Here is a 19,055-nt window from a genome sequence, read left to right on the forward strand (position 1 = left end):
AAATCAACTACGAAAAATCAATAAAAAACCGAACATTTATATATGATTTTATGTTTTTTATTCGTATTCAATTAAGCTCCCGGTGGAACGTTTGCATCATCGAAGCGGCGCTCTAAGTTGACAAACTTGTTATACTCTTTAACAAAAGCAAGCTGTACAGTACCAACCGGACCGTTCCGCTGTTTTGCGATAATAATTTCAATGATGTTTTTATTTTCCGATTCTTTATCGTAATAATCATCACGATATAAAAAAGCGACAATATCCGCATCTTGCTCAATACTTCCCGATTCACGCAAGTCAGACATCATCGGGCGTTTATCTTGGCGCTGCTCTACGCTACGAGAGAGCTGTGATAAAGCGATGACAGGAACATCTAATTCACGAGCTAACGCTTTTAGTGAGCGAGAAATTTCCGATACTTCTTGTTGACGATTTTCACGATTTCGTCCACTTCCTTGGATAAGCTGTAAGTAGTCGATTAATACCATTCCAAGTCCTTGTTCTTGTTTTAAGCGACGACACTTGGCGCGAATTTCACTGACGCGAATGTTCGGCGTATCATCAATAAAAATACCGGCATTCGAAAGGCTTCCCATCGCCATCGTCAACTTTCCCCAGTCTTCCGGTGTCAGTTTGCCCGTTCGTAAATTTTGAGCATTAATGTTTCCTTCCGCACAAAGCATACGCATCACAAGCTGTTGCGCTCCCATCTCTAAGCTGAAAATGGCCACATTCTCACCCGTACGCGTCGCCACATTTTGAGCAATATTTAATGCAAATGCCGTCTTCCCGACAGATGGACGAGCAGCAACAATAATAAAATCGCTTCGTTGAAACCCGGCTGTCATCCGATCGAGTTCAATAAATCCAGTCGGAATTCCGGTGATTTCACCTTTACGGTTATGAAGCATTTCAATATTATCATATGCTTGAACGAGCACATCTTTTATATTTTGAAATCCGCTCGTGTTTTTTCGTTGCGATACTTCTAAAATTTTGCGCTCCGCTTCATTTAACACATCTTCTACTTCATCTTCCCGCGTATAGCCGTCTTGAGCAATAGATGTAGCTGTACGAATTAAACGGCGTAAAATAGATTTTTCCTCTACAATTTTCGCATAATATTGTACGTTTGCCGCCGTCGGAACAGCATTGGCTAGCTCGGTTAAGTACGAAACGCCTCCTATTTCTTCAAGGGCATTCGCATCTGCCAGTTCAGATGTAACGGTTACTAAATCGACTGGTTCACCACGATCAGATAGTTGCAACATCGTTCGGAAAATTTTTTGATGGGCAGCTCGATAAAAATCTTCGGGAATTAATATTTCTGAAGCGGTCGTGAGCGCCGATGGCTCCAATAAAATCGCTCCGAGCACAGCTTGCTCAGCTTCAATGTTTTGTGGGGGGAGTCGATCAGCAAATACGTCGTTCATATACGCTCACCATCCTTTTTCATAAGAAAAATGTGATTATATGCACGGAAAAAATCCGGCATAAAATCACATTTCATTGCTTTTGCTCTTGCACATGTACTTTTAATGTCGCAGTCACTTCCGGATGAAGCTTAATTGGTACATTCGTATATCCTAGCGCTCGAATCGCATCATCCAATTCAATTTTACGTTTATCAATCTTAATGTCATGTTGTTGCTGGAGCGCCTCAGCAATTTGTTTGCTTGTGATCGAACCGAATAAACGGCCTCCCTCACCAGCTTTCGCAAACAACTCAACTGTCAACGTATCAATTTTTTCTTTCAATTGTTTTGCGCGAGCTAATTCCTCTTCCGCTTCTTTCTTTTGTTTATTTTTTTGCGCTTCTAACGCTTTTAAGTTCGCTGGAGTTGCTTCAATCGCGAGCCCTTGTTTAAATAAAAAGTTTTGCGCATAGCCATCAGCAACGTTTTTTACTTCTCCTTTTTTCCCTTTTCCTTTCACGTCTTTTAAAAAGATGACTTTCATGTTTCTTTACCTCCTTCAATATATTCTCGAATGGCTGCTCGCAACCGTTTTTCTGCTTCGTCAATCGTTACATTGGCGAGCTGGGTCGCAGCATTCGTTAAATGGCCGCCGCCATCAAGCTTTTCCATAATTAACTGAACGTTGACATCTCCTAATGAACGAGCGCTAATTCCAATCGTTTGATCGTTTCGCTTCGAGATCACAAACGAAGCGACAACGCCATGCAAAGATAATAACGTATCCGCTGCTTGAGCAATTAAAACAGGGTCATACGTTTCGTTCACATTCCCTTTCGCAATCGCGAAACCGTGTTCATCGATGATAGCGTTCTCAATTATTTTAGCACGTTTAACGTAATGCTCAATATTTTCTTTTAACAATTTTTGGACAAGTGTTGTATCCGCCCCTTGTGCACGTAAATATGAAGCGGCATCGAACGTCCGCGATCCTGTGCGCAACGTAAAACTTTTCGTATCAACAACAATGCCAGCTAATAAAGCTGTCGCCTCAAGCATAGAAAGCTTCGAGCGTTTCGGTTGATATTCTAACAATTCCGTCACTAACTCTGACGTTGATGACGCATACGGTTCCATATAAACAAGAATCGGATCTTGAATGAATTCTTCGCCGCGACGATGATGATCAATGACTACAACCCGATCTAGTCGCAACAATAGCCGTTCTTCAATCACAAGGGAAGGTTTATGTGTATCGACAACAACAAGTAACGTATCTTCTGTCGCTAACTCTAACGCTTGCTCAGGAGAAATAAAGCGAGACCAAAGTTCCGTCTGCTTTTTCACTTCCTCAAGTAACCGTTGTACTCCAGAGTCAATACGGCTCGTATCAATAATGATAAACGCTTCCTTTTGATTCATTTGGGCTACTTTTAAAATACCGATAGCAGCACCAATGGCGTCCATGTCGGGGTATTTATGTCCCATAATAAACACTTGCTCACTTTCTAAGATGAGCTCTTTGAGCGCATGCGATATGACACGTGCTCGGACTCTTGTCCGTTTCTCCATCGGATTCGTTTTCCCGCCGTAAAATTTCACTTTGCCATTTGGTTGTTTAATCGCTACTTGGTCGCCACCACGCCCAAGCGCTAAATCTAAACTTGACTGAGCCAATGCCCCTAATTCCGGCAAAGAAGGAGAGTTTGTTCCAATACCGATACTTAACGTTAACGGAACATGATTTTTCGCTGTTTGTTCACGCACCTCATCTAAAACGGAAAATTTATTTTTCTCGAGCTGTTGTAAAATATGTTCGTTTAACACAGCGACAAATCGATCCGACGACGTCCGTTTTAAAAATAACCCATATTCGCTTGCCCATCTGTTTAAAATGGACGTCACTTGACTGTTGAGCTGACTTTTCGTTTGATCGTCCATCCCTTGCGTCACATCATCGTAATTGTCGAGAAAAATGACGCCTAATACGATTTTTTCTTGCTCATACTTTTTCTCTAGTTCTGCTTGTTCAGTAATGTCAAAAAAGTAAAGTAACCGCTCTTCTCGACGGATCATTACTTTAAACGTTCGATCATGTAACGTAATGACTTCTTCTGTCGCTTCTTTTTTCATTAAAGGAACGAGTTGCTCAGCAACATCATATAACGATTGGCCGACTAACGTATCGACTCCAAAACAAGAGGATAAAAAGGTGTTCGTCCACTCGATTTCTAACTCGTCGTTAATGAGCATAATGCCAATTGGCATACCCATTAACGCTTCTTCCCCCACTTTTTTAATGCGGTAAGAAAGAGTAGAAATATAATCTTCAATTTCCTCTTGGGCGACTTTATACGATCGAAATACGTGGAATAACGTAGGTCCAAGGAGCACAGCAGCAACTATCCCAATCACCCATTCAAAGTACGTTACAATAACAAGCAATATGAACGTAATACCAATTAAAACGTACAAGGGATAGCGATGCCTCTGCTTTTCATACAAACTGGACATGAACGTCAGCTCCTTGCGTCATTAATCTTTCAACCTCTTTCGCAAATCAAATCCTAAATCAATTATACCTAATATTCGCACGAGGTGAAGTAAAAAAGGGAAAAATAGAGATAGAACAACAATCGCAATAGCGCCTTTACGTCCCATATGTTTATGATGCATCCAGTAGAAAATGAACGAGAACCCTTGGATCATCATAAGCAACTGTAAAATTTGAAATAAATTGATGAGCGCAACGTAAAGAAATGAGCCGTGCCCGATCGGAAAAAATAATAAAAGCATAGCCGCTAAATAGTACCACAATAAGCTTTTTGGTAAAACGAGTTCCCGAAACGGTTGCCAGTTGCCAATCGGCATATTTAATCGCTTTAAAATAGGCAAGGCAGCTTGTTGAGTAATCCAAGCAAAACATGCAGCCGCGAAAACGAACGCAGTCGGCAATAAATCGATGATAACGTCCATCGTTTGTTTCATCGTTTTTTCAAATTGTTCGTTTGCTGGTTGCCCAATTTTTTCTAATATGGTTTGTGCACTTTGAAATGATTGTTGCATCATTTCTTCAATTTGTTTGCCAATGTGAATGTCAAAAAACAAAACAGAACTAGCATAAATGATAATCATACTGGCTAAAAAAGAGAGTGTGCCAACGAGTAAAACCGCGTATTTCCCACCATTTTTTCGCCATACATGCCCCATGGCTACTCCGCTACTTGCAAACATAAACGTCATCGGAACAGAGAAAAGTGAACCGAACCAAACGGACGGAATGAATGATGCGACAAGTAAAAATAAGCCATTTTTATATGTATGGCGCATTGTAAATAAAAGAAATGGAATCGCTAAAAAAAACGTAGCAACCATCCCGAATACAGGCATATATAAACTAAGTAAAAGGAGCACAGTAAAAATGGCGAGCTGCACAGCCCCCTCTGTTAATACACGCGCGTTTTTCACTTTTTTCCCTCCTCGAAAGCAAAAAGCAGTAAGGCTCCGTCCCCCTTACTGCTTTTCTTTTTATTCGCCCGCAACGTATGGCAATAAAGCCATTTGACGAGCACGCTTGATTGCAATTGTTAATTTACGTTGATATTTTGCGCTCGTACCTGTTACGCGACGAGGTAAAATTTTACCACGCTCAGAAATAAATTTCTTTAATGTGTCTACATCTTTGTAGTCGATGTGTGTAATTCCGTTTGCTGTAAAGTAGCAAACTTTACGACGTTTTGTGCGTCCACCTTTACGTCCTGCCATCGTATATCCTCCTTTCATTGGTCATGTGTATATTAAAACGGCAAATCATCATCCGATATATCGATTGGTTGTCCATCGTTCGCAAATGGATCATCATCAATTCGACTGAATCCGCTGCTACGTCCTTGGTTCGGGTTCTGATTTGATCCAAATGGAAACGGCTCGCCATAGCTGCCTGATGCCATGCCACGTTGCTCACCGCCACCTCGCGGCTCTAAAAACTGCACGCTATCGGCGACAACCTCTGTCACATACACTTTTCTTCCTTCTTGGTTTTCGTATGATCTCGTTTGAATTCGACCTTCTACTCCAGCTAAACTACCCTTTTTTAAGTAGTTTGCCACATTTTCAGCTTGCCGGCGCCAAACGATACAGTTAATGAAATCTGCTTCACGTTCACCTTGCTGGTTCGTATATGTTCGGTTCACCGCTAGCGTAAACGTGGCAACAGCAACTCCATTTGGAGTATAGCGTAATTCTGGATCTTTCGTCAGTCTTCCGACGAGAATTACGCGATTAATCATCAGAACCACTCCTATTCATGAGGAAATTATTCTTCTTCCTTCACGACGATATGACGAATGATATCTTCGCTGATGCGTGCTAAACGGTCAAACTCTTGAACTGCCGCTGGCTTCGCAACAACGTTCAAAATCATGTAGTAACCGTCACGGAATTTTTCAATTTCATAAGCGAGACGACGCTTACCCCATTCTTTTACGTTTGTAATTTCCGCACCGTTTTCAGTTAACACGTTATTGAAACGCTCAACAACTGCTTTTCTCGCTTCTTCTTCCATGTTCGGACGGATAATGTACATAATTTCGTACTTTCTCATCACAGTCACCTCCTTTTGGTCTACACGGCTCTGTACAGAGCAAGGAGCAATATATCATTACTCACATTTGATGATTATATCACGAACATCTTTCATATGCAAGATTAGACGTTGAAACGGAAATGAATAATATCACCATCTTGCACTTCGTAATCTTTTCCTTCCAATCGTACTTTTCCTGCTTCACGAGCAGCAGCCATCGATCCTGCTGCAACTAAGTCTTCATACGATACTGTTTCTGCACGAATAAATCCTCTTTCAAAATCAGAGTGAATAATGCCTGCGCATTGCGGTGCCTTCATTCCTTTACGGAACGTCCATGCACGCACTTCTTGCTCACCCGCTGTAAAATATGTTGCTAGCCCGAGCAAGCTATATGACGCACGAATAAGTTGGTCTAAGCCGGATTGCTCGATGCCGAGCTCTTGTAAAAACATTTCCTTTTCTTCATCGTCTAACTCCGCCATCTCGGCCTCAACTTTTGCGCAAACGACGATCACTTCTGCGTTATCCTCTTTCGCGAATGCTTTTACTTGTTGGACGTACTCATTGTTGTTCGGATCAGCTAAATCTTCTTCCCCAACGTTAGCAACATACAACATCGGTTTAATTGTTAGTAAATGGAGTTGCTTCACGACTTTCATTTCTTCCTCAGTAAATGAGAGCGTTCTCGCCGGTTTCCCCGCTTCAAACGTTTCCTTTAGGCGGCTTAAAATGTCGTATTCGAACACCGCTTCTTTATCTTTTTGTTTAGCCATTTTTCCAACGCGATCGATTCGCTTATCTACTGTTTCTAAATCGGCAAAAATAAGCTCTAAATTAATTGTTTCAATATCAGCAATCGGATCGACTTTTCCAGCCACATGGGTAATATTTTCATCAGAAAAACAACGAACAACTTGGCAAATCGCATCGACTTGACGAATGTGAGATAAAAACTTATTCCCCAACCCTTCACCTTTGCTTGCGCCTTTTACAATTCCAGCAATATCCGTAAACTCAAATACCGTTGGAACAGTACGTTTTGGATTAAATAGTTTCGTCAACGTTTTTAGCCGCTCATCTGGCACTTCAACGATCCCGACGTTTGGTTCAATCGTACAAAACGGATAGTTGGCAGATTCGGCACCTGCTTTTGTAATCGCATTAAACAACGTTGATTTTCCGACGTTTGGAAGACCAACAATTCCTGCTGTTAAACCCATAATAATACTCCTCTCTTCATCTATTCCTCATGTTTGACAAGCACTTTTTTCATTTTTCGTTCAAATTCTTTCCGCGGCAACAAAACGCTATGACCGCATCCTTCACATTTAATGCGAATATCCATGCCCATTCGAATGATTTTCCAACGATTTGTCCCGCAAGGATGCTCCTTTTTCATTTCAACGATATCATGCATGCCATACTCTTTATTCAATATAGCACACTCCTTTCCGATGTTTAAGCACGTTCCGCTTGTTGTTCACGATTATAAAGAACTAAACGAGGAAACGGAATTTCAATGCCACGCTCGTCCAAACGAAGCTTAATTTCTTTCCGCAAGGCGCGAGCAATATGCCAATGGCGCATCGGCTTCGTTTCGCACGTAATGCGCATGACCACTTCAGACGGTCCTAAATTTTGTACGCCTAACAATTCTGGTGGGCTCACAATATCTTCATATTTATTTGGCATTTCTTGTAATACTTCGCGAATAACAGCTTCCGCCTTCTCTAAATCACCTTCATAAGCAATACTTACATCAACAACCGCCACGCTATTATTTAAAGAAAAGTTTGTCACTTGCGTAATCGTCCCGTTCGGCAAAATATGCACTTCACCCGTAAAGCTTTTCAGTTTCGTTGTACGCAAACCGATTTCTTCTACATGTCCTTCAAATGTCCCGATACGCACATAATCTCCAACCGCAAACTGATCTTCAAGAATAATAAAAAACCCTGTGATAATATCGCGAACAAGGTTTTGTGCTCCGAAACCAACAGCAAGCCCAACGATGCCAGCGCCGGCTAAAATGGCACGAATATCGACGCCAACAGCATCTAAAATCATCATAAACGTAATAAAGTAAATGCTATACGTAGCCATATTGTTCAATAAGCGCATCAATGTTGCTTCTCTTCGTTCAGATAACCGGATCGGTGCTTTTTGCCGAACGGCAAAAAACTTCGCGATCGTTAATTTGACAACCTTCAGCAAAATTGATGCTACGAGAATGATCGCTATCATTTTAAACAAACTGACACCGACTATGACAAGCCAGTCCCCTTCCAACATTTCCTCAACAAAACGAACGTATATTTTTTTAATTTGCTCCATTTAAACACCTCCACCGTAGCAAAATGACCTATACAAGCTCCCTTGTTTACGCATAAGTTATTGTAACAGTATTTTGCTTACATTTGTAGCACGCGAACTTTCTAGGACGTTCAATGTATATATATTCACATTTTTCCGTATACTGTTACCATGTCATTTAATCGGAGGAGGGAACGGACGTATGCAAAACAAATTTTTTTATGATGAACCAAATGCGGCATCCCAACTTGCATCATCGATTTTATATTTGCTTCCAACTTCTACACATACACCTGTCGTCATCATTTGCATCGGTACCGATCGTTCGACTGGCGATTCGCTCGGTCCACTTGTTGGCACAATGCTCGAGCAAAAAGGATCGTTGCCGTTTTATGTGTACGGAACGTTAAAAGACCCCATTCATGCCGTTAATTTAGAAGAAAAGCTAAAAGACATTCAACAACAGCATAAACAGGCATTCATGATCGCTGTTGATGCTTGTCTCGGGCGCGTGAAAAACATCGGGATGGTATCCATTGAAAAAGGTCCATTAAAACCAGGAGCGGCTGTCAATAAAAATCTCCCTTCTGTCGGTGATGCCCACATTACCGGAATTGTCAATGTGAGCGGATTTATGGAATTTTTCGTGCTACAAAACACCCGACTTCATTTAGTAATGAATATGGCAGAAACAATTGCAACAGGTATTTATGAAGCTGGAATGCAACTGAAAAAACAGCAACGGTTTGCGTCGTTGAAAGTGAACGAACTGAAATATAAACTATCAGAATAACATATGCATGAAAGCAACAATTAACGCATTGATTAAAATACTTGGTAATAAGTTTGCGACACGAACGGATGTAAGATTTAACATGTTCAATCCAATCGCAATAATTAAAATCCCGCCTGTTGCGGTCGATTCAGCAATAAATGCTTCAAGGGCGCTTGATGGAATGAACTGATTAATTTGCGTAGCCAGTAAGGCAATCGATCCTTGATAAACGACAACGGGAATAGCTGAAAAAATAACGCCGATGCCAAACGTAGCGGTTAAGATGATGCTCGCAAAGCCGTCTAAAATCGATTTTGTATATAGTACAAGATGATCGCCTCTTAACCCGCTATGTAGCGCACCGACGATGGCCATCGAACCAACGACAAACAGAAGCGTGGCACTAACAAATCCTTTAGAGATTGCCCCTTCTGCTCCGTATCCTATTTTTCTTTCCACCCATTTCCCTATTCTTTCAAGCTTTTCTTCAATATCCCATATTTCCCCCAGCACTCCACCAAAAACTAAACTAATAATGACAATTAAAAATTGATCACTTTCTAATCCCATTTTTACGCCGAGCACAACGACGGAAAGCCCAATTCCATTCATAACCGTAGATTTTATCCGTTCTGGTATATTTTTAAACATAGCACCTAACAGAGATCCAATAATAATACATATTCCGTTAACAAACGTACCGAGTAAAGCCAACTAATTTCACATCCTATTCATCCATCTGTTCATCGTATGCATTTAACAGTTGCAAAATACGCGTCAAATCTTCTTCTGAGAAAAATTCGATTTCAATTTTCCCTTTTTTTCGATGCTTTTTAATACATACCGCTGTTCCTAAACGCTCGCGCAATAACGCTTCACTTTGTGCCAAAAATAAATTTTTTTCCTCTTTCTTTTTCGATGTTTCACGTGGAACATTTTTGTTTAGTTGCTGAATAAGTGTCTCAAGTTGTCGGACATTAAGCGATTCTTGAATGACTCGTTGAATAACAGCTGCAAGTTTTTGTTTGTTTTTTAATGCAAGTAGCGCCCGACCGTGCCCCATCGATAGTGTACCTTCTTCAATCATTTGCTGTACATCACTTGGAAGTGAAAGAAGACGAAGGTGATTAGCAATATGTGGACGACTCTTTCCTAATCTTTTTGCTAGCTCCTCTTGCGTTAGTTTGCATCTCGTAAGCAATAGTTGATATGCTGTTGCTTCTTCAATTGGGTTTAAATCTTCACGTTGTAAATTTTCAAGTAATGCAATCTCCATCATTTTTTCATCCGAAAGTTCACGCACAACAGCTGGAACAGTTTTCATTCCTGCTAATTGCGCTGCTCGAAAGCGCCGCTCACCGACGACAATTTCATACCCTTTGATCGTCTGACGAACGATGAGTGGTTGGACGATCCCATGTTCCATAATCGATTGCTTTAATTCTTCTAGCGCTTGTTCATCGAACGTTTTGCGCGGTTGATATGGGTTAGGACGAAGTTGTTGAATATCGATTTCTTGAACCGTTTCCCCTTTTTCTGCTTCCAAGTTGGTAAAAAGAGCATGAATGCCTTTTCCGAGCCCTTTAGCCATTTGCGATCACCTCTTCCGCAAAGTCTGCGTATACTTCCGCTCCCCGCGATTTCGCATCGTACAAAATAATTGGCTTCCCATGGCTTGGTGCTTCACTTAGTCGTACATTGCGCGGGATAATCGTTTCATACACTTTTTCACGAAAATACTTCTTGACTTCTTGAATCACTTGAATACCAAGGTTTGTGCGCGCATCAAACATCGTGAGCAATACACCCTCAATGCGTAAATTCGAATTTAAATGTTTTTGCACGAGACGAATCGTATTTAATAGTTGACTCAATCCTTCCAATGCGTAATATTCACATTGCACAGGAATTAATACTGTATCTGCTGAAGTTAACGCATTAATTGTCAACAATCCGAGGGAAGGTGGACAGTCGATAATAATAAAATCGTACATATCTTTCACCGGACTTAATGCTTTTTGTAAGCGCACTTCCCTTGAAACGATTGGAACGAGTTCAATCTCTGCTCCTGCCAATTGAATGGTGGCAGGAATAATATGCAATCGCTCAATATTTGTCGGGCGAATGACTTGACGTACATCCACTTCCTCAACTAATAAGTCATATGCACATTGTTCAATTTCATGTTTTTCCACACCAATACCACTTGTCGCATTTCCTTGCGGATCAATATCGACAAGTAACGTTTTCTTTCCCATATGAGCTAAACACGCTGATAAATTTACCGCCGTTGTCGTTTTGCCAACACCGCCTTTTTGATTGGCAATCGCAATAATTTTCCCCACAATGCTCCCCATCCTTTACCTATAATACTTTTATTGTATCATGAATTTTTCAATATTTTCATATACAAAAAGAAAACCCCATCGTCGTTTTTGATGAGGTGTTATTTTTGTCTTTTCGGGATGCGGATTGTAATTTGGTAATAGTCTTCAAACTCTTCTTCTTCTGAATCAATAGCTACACCACTATCAGCGACCATCGTTAACGACTGACGAATCGTATTGACAGCGATACGCATATCTTTACTCAACGATTTTCGTTTCGGCTTCGGGCGCTTTTCATTTTCTTCTAGCATTTTTGCGACTCGATCTTCTGTTTGTTTCACGTTTAGTTGCTTTTCGATAATTTCTTCAAGCAACTTTAACTGCTTATCGTAATCTTTTAACACAATTAAAGCGCGAGCATGACGCTCTGTAATTTGACGTTGTAATAATGCGTCTTGTACTTCTTGAGGTAGCTTTAATAAGCGAAGTTTGTTAGCAATCGTCGATTGTCCTTTTCCGAGCCGTTGCGCTAACGCTTCTTGCGTTAAATGATGCAATTCTAGCAAGCGAGCATAAGCCATCGCCTCTTCAATCGGCGTCAATTCTTCCCGCTGTAAGTTTTCAATTAAAGCAACAGAAGCTGTTTCCGTATCGTTTAAATTTTTAATAATGGCAGGGATATCCGTCCAGCCAAGCTTTTGCGCCGCTCTCCATCTTCGTTCCCCTGCAATGATTTCGAACTTCCCATCTTCACATTCTCGAACGACAATTGGCTGAATCATTCCATGTGTTCGAATTGTTTGTGCTAGTTCGTCAATTTTATCTTCAACAAAAATGGTCCGCGGCTGAAAACGGTTTGGGACAATTTGTGAAATAGCGATTCGCTTGATTTCTTCATTTGGTACAACGATTTCTCCTTGCTCTTTCTCACCAAAGCTAAAAAAGCGCGAAAAAGGATGCTTCATTTCCCCCTGACACCACCTTTGAGAACTCAAAACATTCATTCAATTGGAAGTTTGTTTGGTACCCCTGGTTTGCGTGGATATTTCTTCGGTGTTTTTCGTCTCTTTTCAACAAAAACAATAGCTCGTTCGCTTTCCTCAATAGGCAATAAAAATTGTTCTACTTTTGTCACTTCGCCGCCTAGCACACGGATCGCTGTGCTCCCTTGCTCAAGCTCTTCGTGTGCTGACGCTCCTTTCATCGCGATAAACGTCCCGCCTACTTTTACAAGCGGTAAACAAAGTTCACTTAGGACAGACAAACGAGCAACCGCACGAGCCATCACAACATCAAACGACTCGCGGACACTTTTTTGTCCAAACGTTTCAGCGCGATCGTGGTAAAAAGCAACTCCCTCAAGTCCAAGTTGCCCTGCTAAATGATTAAGAAATGTGATTCGTTTTTGTAAAGAATCAACAATTGATACATGTAGATGAGGAAAGCAAATTTTTAACGGTATGCTCGGAAACCCTGCTCCCGCCCCAACATCGCAAATGGATAAAGGTCGCGAGAAATCGTAATAAAAAGCAGGTGTAATGGAATCAAAAAAATGTTTTAAATATACGCCTTCTTTGTCTGTAATAGCCGTTAAATTCATTTTTTCATTCCATTCAACAAGCAGTTCATAATATGTTTCGAATTGAGCGAGTTGTTGAGGAGAAAGCGAGATGCCTTTCTCCCCTAACATTTGTTTAAATACATTTACATCCATTATTCATCCCTCTTTATTCATTTGACACGCGTGCGATTTTTCCCTGCTCTAAATAAACTAATAAAATTGAAATATCCGCCGGATTGACTCCCGAGATGCGCGATGCTTGTGCAATTGAAAGCGGACGAACTTGTTTTAATTTTTGTCGCGCCTCTGTCGCCAACCCTGTAATCGCATCGTAATCAATGTCTTCTGGAATTTTTTTATTCTCCATTTTCTTTAATTTTTCAACTTGTTGTAGCGATTTTTCAATATACCCTTCGTACTTAATTTGAATTTCTACTTGTTCCGCTACTTCAGGGTCGATCGGTTGTTCTCCCGGTGCAATCATTTGGATATGCTCATACGTCATTTCTGGACGCTTTAACAAGTCAGCCGCCCGAATACCGTCTTTTAACTCGCTTCCCCCAACGTTGCGAATCATTTCTTGCACTTGCGGCGTCGGTTTAATAATGTACGATTTTAAACGTTTCTTTTCCGCTTCGATCGCTTCTTTTTTCGCTACAAACTTTTCGTATCGCTCTTGAGAAATTAATCCGAGTTTATAACCGATCTCCGTTAAGCGTAAATCTGCGTTGTCATGACGCAATAAAAGACGATATTCCGCACGAGATGTTAACAAGCGGTACGGCTCGTTCGTTCCCTTTGTAACAAGATCATCAATTAAAACGCCAATATATGCTTCCGAGCGACTTAAAATTAACTCCTCTTTTCCGAGCGCTTTGCATGCCGCATTAATACCGGCAATAAGCCCTTGACCAGCCGCCTCTTCATATCCTGATGTCCCATTAATTTGTCCTGCCGTATATAACCGTTGAACGACCTTCGTTTCTAACGTTGGCCACAGTTGCGTTGGAACGATCGCATCGTATTCAATCGCATAGCCAGCTCGCATGAGTTGTGCTTTTTCCAACCCCGGTATTGTCGCTAACATTCGGCGTTGAATATGCTCCGGCAAGCTTGTAGACAAACCTTGTACATACACTTCTTGCGTATGTCTTCCTTCTGGCTCAAGGAAAATTTGGTGACGCGGCTTATCATGGAAGCGAACGATTTTATCTTCAATCGATGGGCAGTAACGCGGACCTGTCCCTTTAATCATCCCTGAATACATCGGTGACAAATGTAAATTTTCATCGATAATTCGGTGCGTCTCCTCTGTCGTATAAGTAAGCCAACAAGGAAGCTGATCGGTAATATATTGTGTCGTCTCATATGAAAATGCGCGTGGCACATCGTCCCCCGGCTGAATTTCTGTTTTGCTGTAGTCGATCGTATGGCTGTTCACTCGCGGCGGTGTCCCTGTTTTAAAACGAACAAGCTCAAAACCAAGCTCCTCTAAATGTTCTGAAAGCTTAATCGATGGTTGTTGATTGTTTGGACCGCTTGAATATTTAATATCTCCAATAATGATTTCACCGCGCAAAAATGTTCCTGTCGTAATAACAACTGCCTTTGCGTAATAGTGGGCACCTGTATGCGTAATAACTCCTTTACATACACCATCTTCTACGATTAATTTTTCTACTTTTCCTTGCAATAATGTTAAATTCTCTTGATTTTCTAGCGTTTTTTTCATTTCTTGTTGATATAAAAATTTATCTGCTTGTGCACGTAACGCCCGTACAGCAGGCCCTTTTCCTGTATTCAACATACGCATTTGAATATGCGTTTTGTCGATATTTTTCCCCATTTCTCCGCCTAATGCGTCAATTTCGCGAACGACGATACCTTTTGCAGGTCCACCGATCGATGGGTTACATGGCATAAAAGCAATCATATCGAGATTCAGTGTGATCACTAACGTACTTGCTCCCATGCGCGCAGCAGCAAGCGCAGCCTCACACCCAGCATGACCAGCACCGACGACGATGACATCATAAGCCCCTGCTTCGTAATGCATAAATACCCTCCTTATTTTCCTAAACAAAATTGTGCGAACAACTGATCAATTAAGCTTTCGTGCACCGTATCGCCAACAATTTCTCCTAGTAACTCCCACGCTCTTGTTAAATCAATTTGTACAATGTCGATCGGCATGCCCGACTCGATGCCGTGAATCGCTTCTTCTATCGACTTTTTCGCTTGCGTCAATAACGCGATATGACGCGAGTTTGATACATACGTTAAGTCGCGCGCTTCTACATCTCCGCTGAAAAATAATGAGGCAATCGCCTCTTCTAGTTGGTCGATTCCCTTTTCTTCTAACAGCGATGTTGTAATGATTGGTGCGCCTTGCGCCAATTGTTGTACTCGCCCCATATCAATTCGTTTCGGTAAATCTGTTTTATTAACAATGACAATAACATCCATACCTTTGACCGCTTCGAACAATCGTTCATCTTCTTCCGTTAACGGTTCGTTATAGTTGAGGACGAGTAAAATTAAGTCTGCCTCTTTTAACACTTTCCGTGATCGCTCGACCCCAATTCGTTCAACAATATCTTCTGTTTCACGAATACCTGCTGTATCTAGTAGACGGAGCGGTACACCTCGAACGTTAACGTACTCCTCAATGACATCTCTTGTTGTCCCTGGAATGTCGGTGACAATCGCTCGGTTTTCGTGGGCCAAGCTGTTTAGTAGCGATGATTTCCCAACATTCGGTCGTCCGACAATGACTGTTGCTAACCCATCTCGTAACACTTTTCCTTGTTGTGCTGTTTGTAACAATCGTTCAATTTCATTTTTCACTTCTGTTGCCTTTTCAAGCAACAAACGATGCGTCATTTCTTCCACATCATCATATTCTGGATAGTCAATATTTACTTCAACGTGTGCCAACGTCTCCAAAATCGTTTGACGTAGACGACGAATAAGTTTTGATAGTCTTCCTTCCATTTGGTTCAATGCAACAGCCATCGCTCGATCGGTTTTTGCACGAATTAAATCCATTACCGCTTCTGCTTGTGATAAATCGATACGCCCGTTTAAAAAAGCTCTTTTTGTAAATTCACCCGGTTCTGCTAGACGGGCGCCGTACTCTAACACGAGTTGAAGCACCCGGTTAACGGAAATGAGACCGCCATGGCAATTAATTTCAACGACATCCTCGCGCGTAAACGTTTTTGGCGCTCTCATAACGGTTACCATCACTTCTTCAACCGTTTCTTTCGTCTCAGGATGAACTACGTGACCATAATGAATTGTATGGGATGGGACGTCTTTTAGCTTCTTCCCGCCAACCCCCTCAAACAGTTGATCGACAATTTGTATCGCTTGATCCCCGCTTAAACGGACAATTGCAATTGCCCCTTCACCCATCGGGGTTGAGATTGCTGCAATTGTATCAAACTCCATGTTATTCACCTTCTTCCATGAACAAAATCATCCACATCTATGTCACACATATGTTACCCACAATGTTAATCAAATAAATTTTAACTTATCCACATGTGAATAACAACATACACACCATGTTTCAATTTACAAAAAAAATTCTCTAGGAACGACTTCCCCTAGAGAATGTTTATCGTTTTAGTGAAATAACGACATGACGATACGGCTCCGCCCCAGATGAAAACGTTTGTATTCTTTCATCATCACTTAACGCTGTATGAATGACTTTCCGTTCCCATGCGCTCATTGGCTCTAACGAAATATCTTGTCCCGTTTGGATTGCTTTTTTCGCCATATTTTTCGCTAAACGAACAAGCGTCTCTTCTCTTCGTTTCCGATACCCTTCCGCATCAATTACAACATGAAGCGGACGATCGGTGCAACGGTTTAAAACTCCTTGCGCCAATAATTGTAAAGCGTTAAGTGTTTGACCGTGTCTTCCAATTACTCGTGCTACATCTTGCCCCGAAAGCGAAACAACGAAACGGTCTCCTTCCGCTTGACAAGAAAGAGCGACACGTACATTCATTTGTCCAATCACATGTTTTAAAAACGATTCCACGCAAAAAAACGGGTTACTAATCGTTACTTCAACAACCGCTTCTTTTCCGCCGAACAAGCCAAGAAACGGCCTTTTTTCTTGTTGAACAACAACAATATCGACCGCTTCTTTCGGCACATGTAATTGCGCTAACGCTTTTTCCACTGCCTCTTCTACCGTTTGGCCACCCATCGTCACTCGTTTCACTTTCCTGTTCCCCCAGCTTGTTTTGTTGCTTTTAAGTCTGGTCCTTTAATGAAATACGTTTGTGCAATCATAAACAAGTTTCCGACAACCCAATAAAGTGAGAGGGCAGCTGGAAAGTTAATGGCAAATACAACGACCATAATTGGCATTAACCAAAGCATCATTGCCATTTGCGGATTTTGTTGTTCCGTGCCTGCCATCATCATCTTTTGCTGAATAAATGTCGTTACCCCCGCCACAAGCGGCAAGATATAGAATGGGTCTTTTTCCCCTAAGTCAAACCATAAAAAGTTATGGCGTGCAATTTCTTCTGTACGCATAATCGCGTGGTAAAAACCAATTAAAATTGGCATTTGAATAAGTAGTGGCAAACAACCTGCCAGCGGATTGACACCATGCTTTTGGAAAAGCAACATCGTTTCTTGTTGCAGTTTTTGTTGCGTTTGCGCATCTTTTGAACTATATTTTTCACGAAGTTTTTGTAGTTCTGGTTGTAGCGCTTGCATTGCTTTAGAATTTCTCGTTTGTTGGACCATTAGCGGCAAAATAGCTAAACGAATTAGAATCGTAACGACAATAATACCTAAACCGTAATTGGAGCCAAATAACTCAGACATGTATGTGATTAACCAAGATAGTGGGTAAACGATGTACTCGTTCCAAAATCCTTTACTTTCTGCAGTAATTGGCTGATTAATTTCTGTACATCCTGCTAACACAACAGCAAGAAGTAGAAACAGCCATGCGACTTGCCTTTTTTTCACTCGTTTTTCCCCCTTACTTTATACGTTCCACGAAATATTTTAACATATCGCTCGTCCAAACATTTAATGAAAAACGTTTGCCCGTCTCAAAACGTGCAATAAACTTTTTTTTACCTCTTCATACCCCATCGTAGCTACTGGCATCCGCGCAATAATGACATAATCTTTTCCCGCTTCGATCCGATCACGTTCTTCGTGAAACACTTGGCGAATATAGCGCTTCACCTGATTTCGAACGACCGCTTTCCCAATTTTCTTGCTAACAGATAATCCGATGCGGAAATACGATTGTTCAGGCTTATCTAGAACGTATATGACAAACTGCCGATTCGCTACCGATGCTCCTCGTTGAAATACTTCTTGAAATTCATCATTTTTTTTTATGCGATATTTTTTTTTCATGTGTCCCAATCACACCTCGATCGTAACTCCCGTTAGAAAAAAGACCACTGATCGTTCAGTGGCCTATGCAGATAATACTTTTCTTCCTTTACGACGACGGCGAGCAAGAACTTTTCTTCCGTTCTTTGTGCTCATGCGCGCACGGAAACCGTGTACTTTACTACGCTTCCGCTTATTTGGTTGATACGTTCTTTTCATATATGACACCTCCCTGAGGAATAACTGTTAAAAGACAGTCTTTCTAATTATAGTGAGAAATTTAGAGAAATGTCAACTACTCCAGGAGTATCTTTTTTTGACTATCTTGTGATTATTGTTGTGGATAAAATTTTTGTCGTTTTTTTCGTATCCACAACATTTATCGACAAGTTTTTCACATCTTATAACCTTGTGGATAAATTTTTTTCACATCTTTTTCGTTTTGTGGATAATATTTTAAACCCATTGCAACATAAGTATTTATCTGCTATTATATTGTTGTTTTTACTCTGGATAATTCTATAAGTTTTTTTTCATTATCCACAAAATGTGGATAATGTGTGGACAGGTTCGTCCACATCCTGTGTAAATATTTGTCCACAACCAGTGAAAATTGTCGAAAAAAATTTTTTTATAGACAAAGTTATACAAATGTTGAACACCCGCGCGGAGAAGGAGGGAGAGCGGC

22 protein-coding genes are annotated in these 19,055 nt (G+C 41.1%); 1 reads left to right on the forward strand and 21 read right to left on the reverse strand.

The window, feature by feature from the left end:
* Positions 1-71 precede the first annotated feature (71 nt).
* The 10 genes from dnaB to ACPF7I_RS14475 form a co-directional block, all read right to left on the reverse strand.
* A complete protein-coding gene (dnaB, locus tag ACPF7I_RS14430; RefSeq protein ID WP_009361072.1) occupies positions 72-1,436 on the reverse strand; it encodes a replicative DNA helicase in 1,365 nt (454 codons plus the stop codon).
* Between the two features lie 73 nt (positions 1,437-1,509).
* Entirely contained in the window at positions 1,510-1,962 is a 453-nt protein-coding gene (gene rplI / locus ACPF7I_RS14435) for a 50S ribosomal protein L9 (protein ID WP_430745515.1), read from the reverse strand.
* On the reverse strand, positions 1,959-3,932 hold the full coding sequence (locus ACPF7I_RS14440) for a DHH family phosphoesterase (protein WP_430745514.1): 1,974 nt from the start codon (positions 3,930-3,932) through the stop codon (positions 1,959-1,961). Before ACPF7I_RS14440 ends, rplI begins: the two co-directional genes overlap by 4 nt.
* A 21-nt stretch (positions 3,933-3,953) precedes the next feature.
* A complete protein-coding gene (locus tag ACPF7I_RS14445) occupies positions 3,954-4,886 on the reverse strand; it encodes a YybS family protein (protein WP_430745513.1) in 933 nt (310 codons plus the stop codon).
* 60 nt (positions 4,887-4,946) lie between these two features.
* Positions 4,947-5,183 carry a 30S ribosomal protein S18 gene (gene rpsR / locus ACPF7I_RS14450; protein ID WP_003397568.1) on the reverse strand — a complete coding sequence of 79 codons (237 nt, stop codon included), beginning with the start codon at positions 5,181-5,183 and terminating at the stop codon, positions 4,947-4,949.
* A 32-nt stretch (positions 5,184-5,215) separates the two neighbouring features.
* Entirely contained in the window at positions 5,216-5,707 is a 492-nt protein-coding gene (gene ssb / locus ACPF7I_RS14455; RefSeq protein ID WP_085788910.1) for a single-stranded DNA-binding protein, read from the reverse strand.
* A gap of 26 nt (positions 5,708-5,733) precedes the next feature.
* Positions 5,734-6,021 (reverse strand): 30S ribosomal protein S6, encoded by a 288-nt coding sequence (gene rpsF / locus ACPF7I_RS14460; RefSeq protein WP_009361077.1) that lies wholly within the window; start codon positions 6,019-6,021, stop codon positions 5,734-5,736.
* 104 nt (positions 6,022-6,125) lie between these two features.
* Positions 6,126-7,226, reverse strand: a complete 1,101-nt coding sequence (ychF, locus tag ACPF7I_RS14465) for a redox-regulated ATPase YchF (RefSeq protein WP_021094404.1) — start codon at positions 7,224-7,226, stop codon at positions 6,126-6,128.
* 20 nt (positions 7,227-7,246) lie between these two features.
* A complete protein-coding gene (locus ACPF7I_RS14470) occupies positions 7,247-7,423 on the reverse strand; it encodes a DUF951 domain-containing protein (protein WP_216367525.1) in 177 nt (58 codons plus the stop codon).
* Positions 7,424-7,464: 41 nt separating this feature from the next.
* On the reverse strand, positions 7,465-8,340 hold the full coding sequence (locus ACPF7I_RS14475; RefSeq protein WP_430745510.1) for a mechanosensitive ion channel family protein: 876 nt from the start codon (positions 8,338-8,340) through the stop codon (positions 7,465-7,467).
* Positions 8,341-8,521: 181 nt separating this feature from the next.
* Between ACPF7I_RS14475 and yyaC the strand changes: the two genes are divergently transcribed.
* Positions 8,522-9,112, forward strand: a complete 591-nt coding sequence (gene yyaC, locus ACPF7I_RS14480; RefSeq protein WP_430745508.1) for a spore protease YyaC — start codon at positions 8,522-8,524, stop codon at positions 9,110-9,112.
* Here yyaC and ACPF7I_RS14485 read toward each other — a convergent pair.
* The 11 genes from ACPF7I_RS14485 to rpmH all read right to left on the reverse strand — a co-directional run bounded on the left by ACPF7I_RS14485 (position 9,104) and on the right by rpmH (position 18,586).
* Complete coding sequence (locus ACPF7I_RS14485) at positions 9,104-9,808, reverse strand: DUF554 domain-containing protein (RefSeq protein WP_430745507.1); 705 nt, start codon at positions 9,806-9,808, stop codon at positions 9,104-9,106. The two genes, yyaC and ACPF7I_RS14485, sit on opposite strands and share 9 nt — an antisense overlap.
* A 13-nt stretch (positions 9,809-9,821) precedes the next feature.
* Positions 9,822-10,685 (reverse strand): ParB/RepB/Spo0J family partition protein, encoded by an 864-nt coding sequence (locus tag ACPF7I_RS14490; RefSeq protein WP_430745506.1) that lies wholly within the window; start codon positions 10,683-10,685, stop codon positions 9,822-9,824.
* Positions 10,678-11,439, reverse strand: a complete 762-nt coding sequence (locus ACPF7I_RS14495) for a ParA family protein (RefSeq protein WP_430745504.1) — start codon at positions 11,437-11,439, stop codon at positions 10,678-10,680. The genes ACPF7I_RS14490 and ACPF7I_RS14495 overlap by 8 nt, the downstream gene beginning before the upstream one ends.
* A gap of 101 nt (positions 11,440-11,540) precedes the next feature.
* On the reverse strand, positions 11,541-12,386 hold the full coding sequence (gene noc, locus ACPF7I_RS14500) for a nucleoid occlusion protein (protein WP_430745502.1): 846 nt from the start codon (positions 12,384-12,386) through the stop codon (positions 11,541-11,543).
* Positions 12,387-12,421: 35 nt separating this feature from the next.
* Positions 12,422-13,135, reverse strand: coding sequence for a 16S rRNA (guanine(527)-N(7))-methyltransferase RsmG (rsmG, locus tag ACPF7I_RS14505; protein ID WP_430745500.1), 714 nt, complete (start codon positions 13,133-13,135; stop codon positions 12,422-12,424).
* A gap of 13 nt (positions 13,136-13,148) precedes the next feature.
* Positions 13,149-15,038, reverse strand: a complete 1,890-nt coding sequence (gene mnmG, locus ACPF7I_RS14510) for a tRNA uridine-5-carboxymethylaminomethyl(34) synthesis enzyme MnmG (protein ID WP_430745499.1) — start codon at positions 15,036-15,038, stop codon at positions 13,149-13,151.
* 11 nt (positions 15,039-15,049) lie between these two features.
* Complete coding sequence (mnmE, locus tag ACPF7I_RS14515; protein ID WP_430745497.1) at positions 15,050-16,435, reverse strand: tRNA uridine-5-carboxymethylaminomethyl(34) synthesis GTPase MnmE; 1,386 nt, start codon at positions 16,433-16,435, stop codon at positions 15,050-15,052.
* Between the two features lie 169 nt (positions 16,436-16,604).
* Complete coding sequence (gene jag / locus ACPF7I_RS14520; RefSeq protein WP_430745496.1) at positions 16,605-17,222, reverse strand: RNA-binding cell elongation regulator Jag/EloR; 618 nt, start codon at positions 17,220-17,222, stop codon at positions 16,605-16,607.
* Positions 17,219-17,986, reverse strand: a complete 768-nt coding sequence (spoIIIJ, locus tag ACPF7I_RS14525) for a YidC family membrane integrase SpoIIIJ (RefSeq protein WP_430745495.1) — start codon at positions 17,984-17,986, stop codon at positions 17,219-17,221. Before spoIIIJ ends, jag begins: the two co-directional genes overlap by 4 nt.
* 63 nt (positions 17,987-18,049) lie before the next feature.
* Positions 18,050-18,388 carry a ribonuclease P protein component gene (gene rnpA / locus ACPF7I_RS14530; RefSeq protein WP_430745493.1) on the reverse strand — a complete coding sequence of 113 codons (339 nt, stop codon included), beginning with the start codon at positions 18,386-18,388 and terminating at the stop codon, positions 18,050-18,052.
* A gap of 63 nt (positions 18,389-18,451) precedes the next feature.
* Positions 18,452-18,586, reverse strand: a complete 135-nt coding sequence (rpmH, locus tag ACPF7I_RS14535; protein ID WP_003397591.1) for a 50S ribosomal protein L34 — start codon at positions 18,584-18,586, stop codon at positions 18,452-18,454.
* Between the last annotated feature and the right edge of the window lie 469 nt (positions 18,587-19,055).

The sequence above is a fragment of the Anoxybacillus dikiliensis genome (genome assembly GCF_050613275.1).
Taxonomy (GTDB): Bacteria; Bacillota; Bacilli; order Bacillales; family Anoxybacillaceae; genus Anoxybacillus.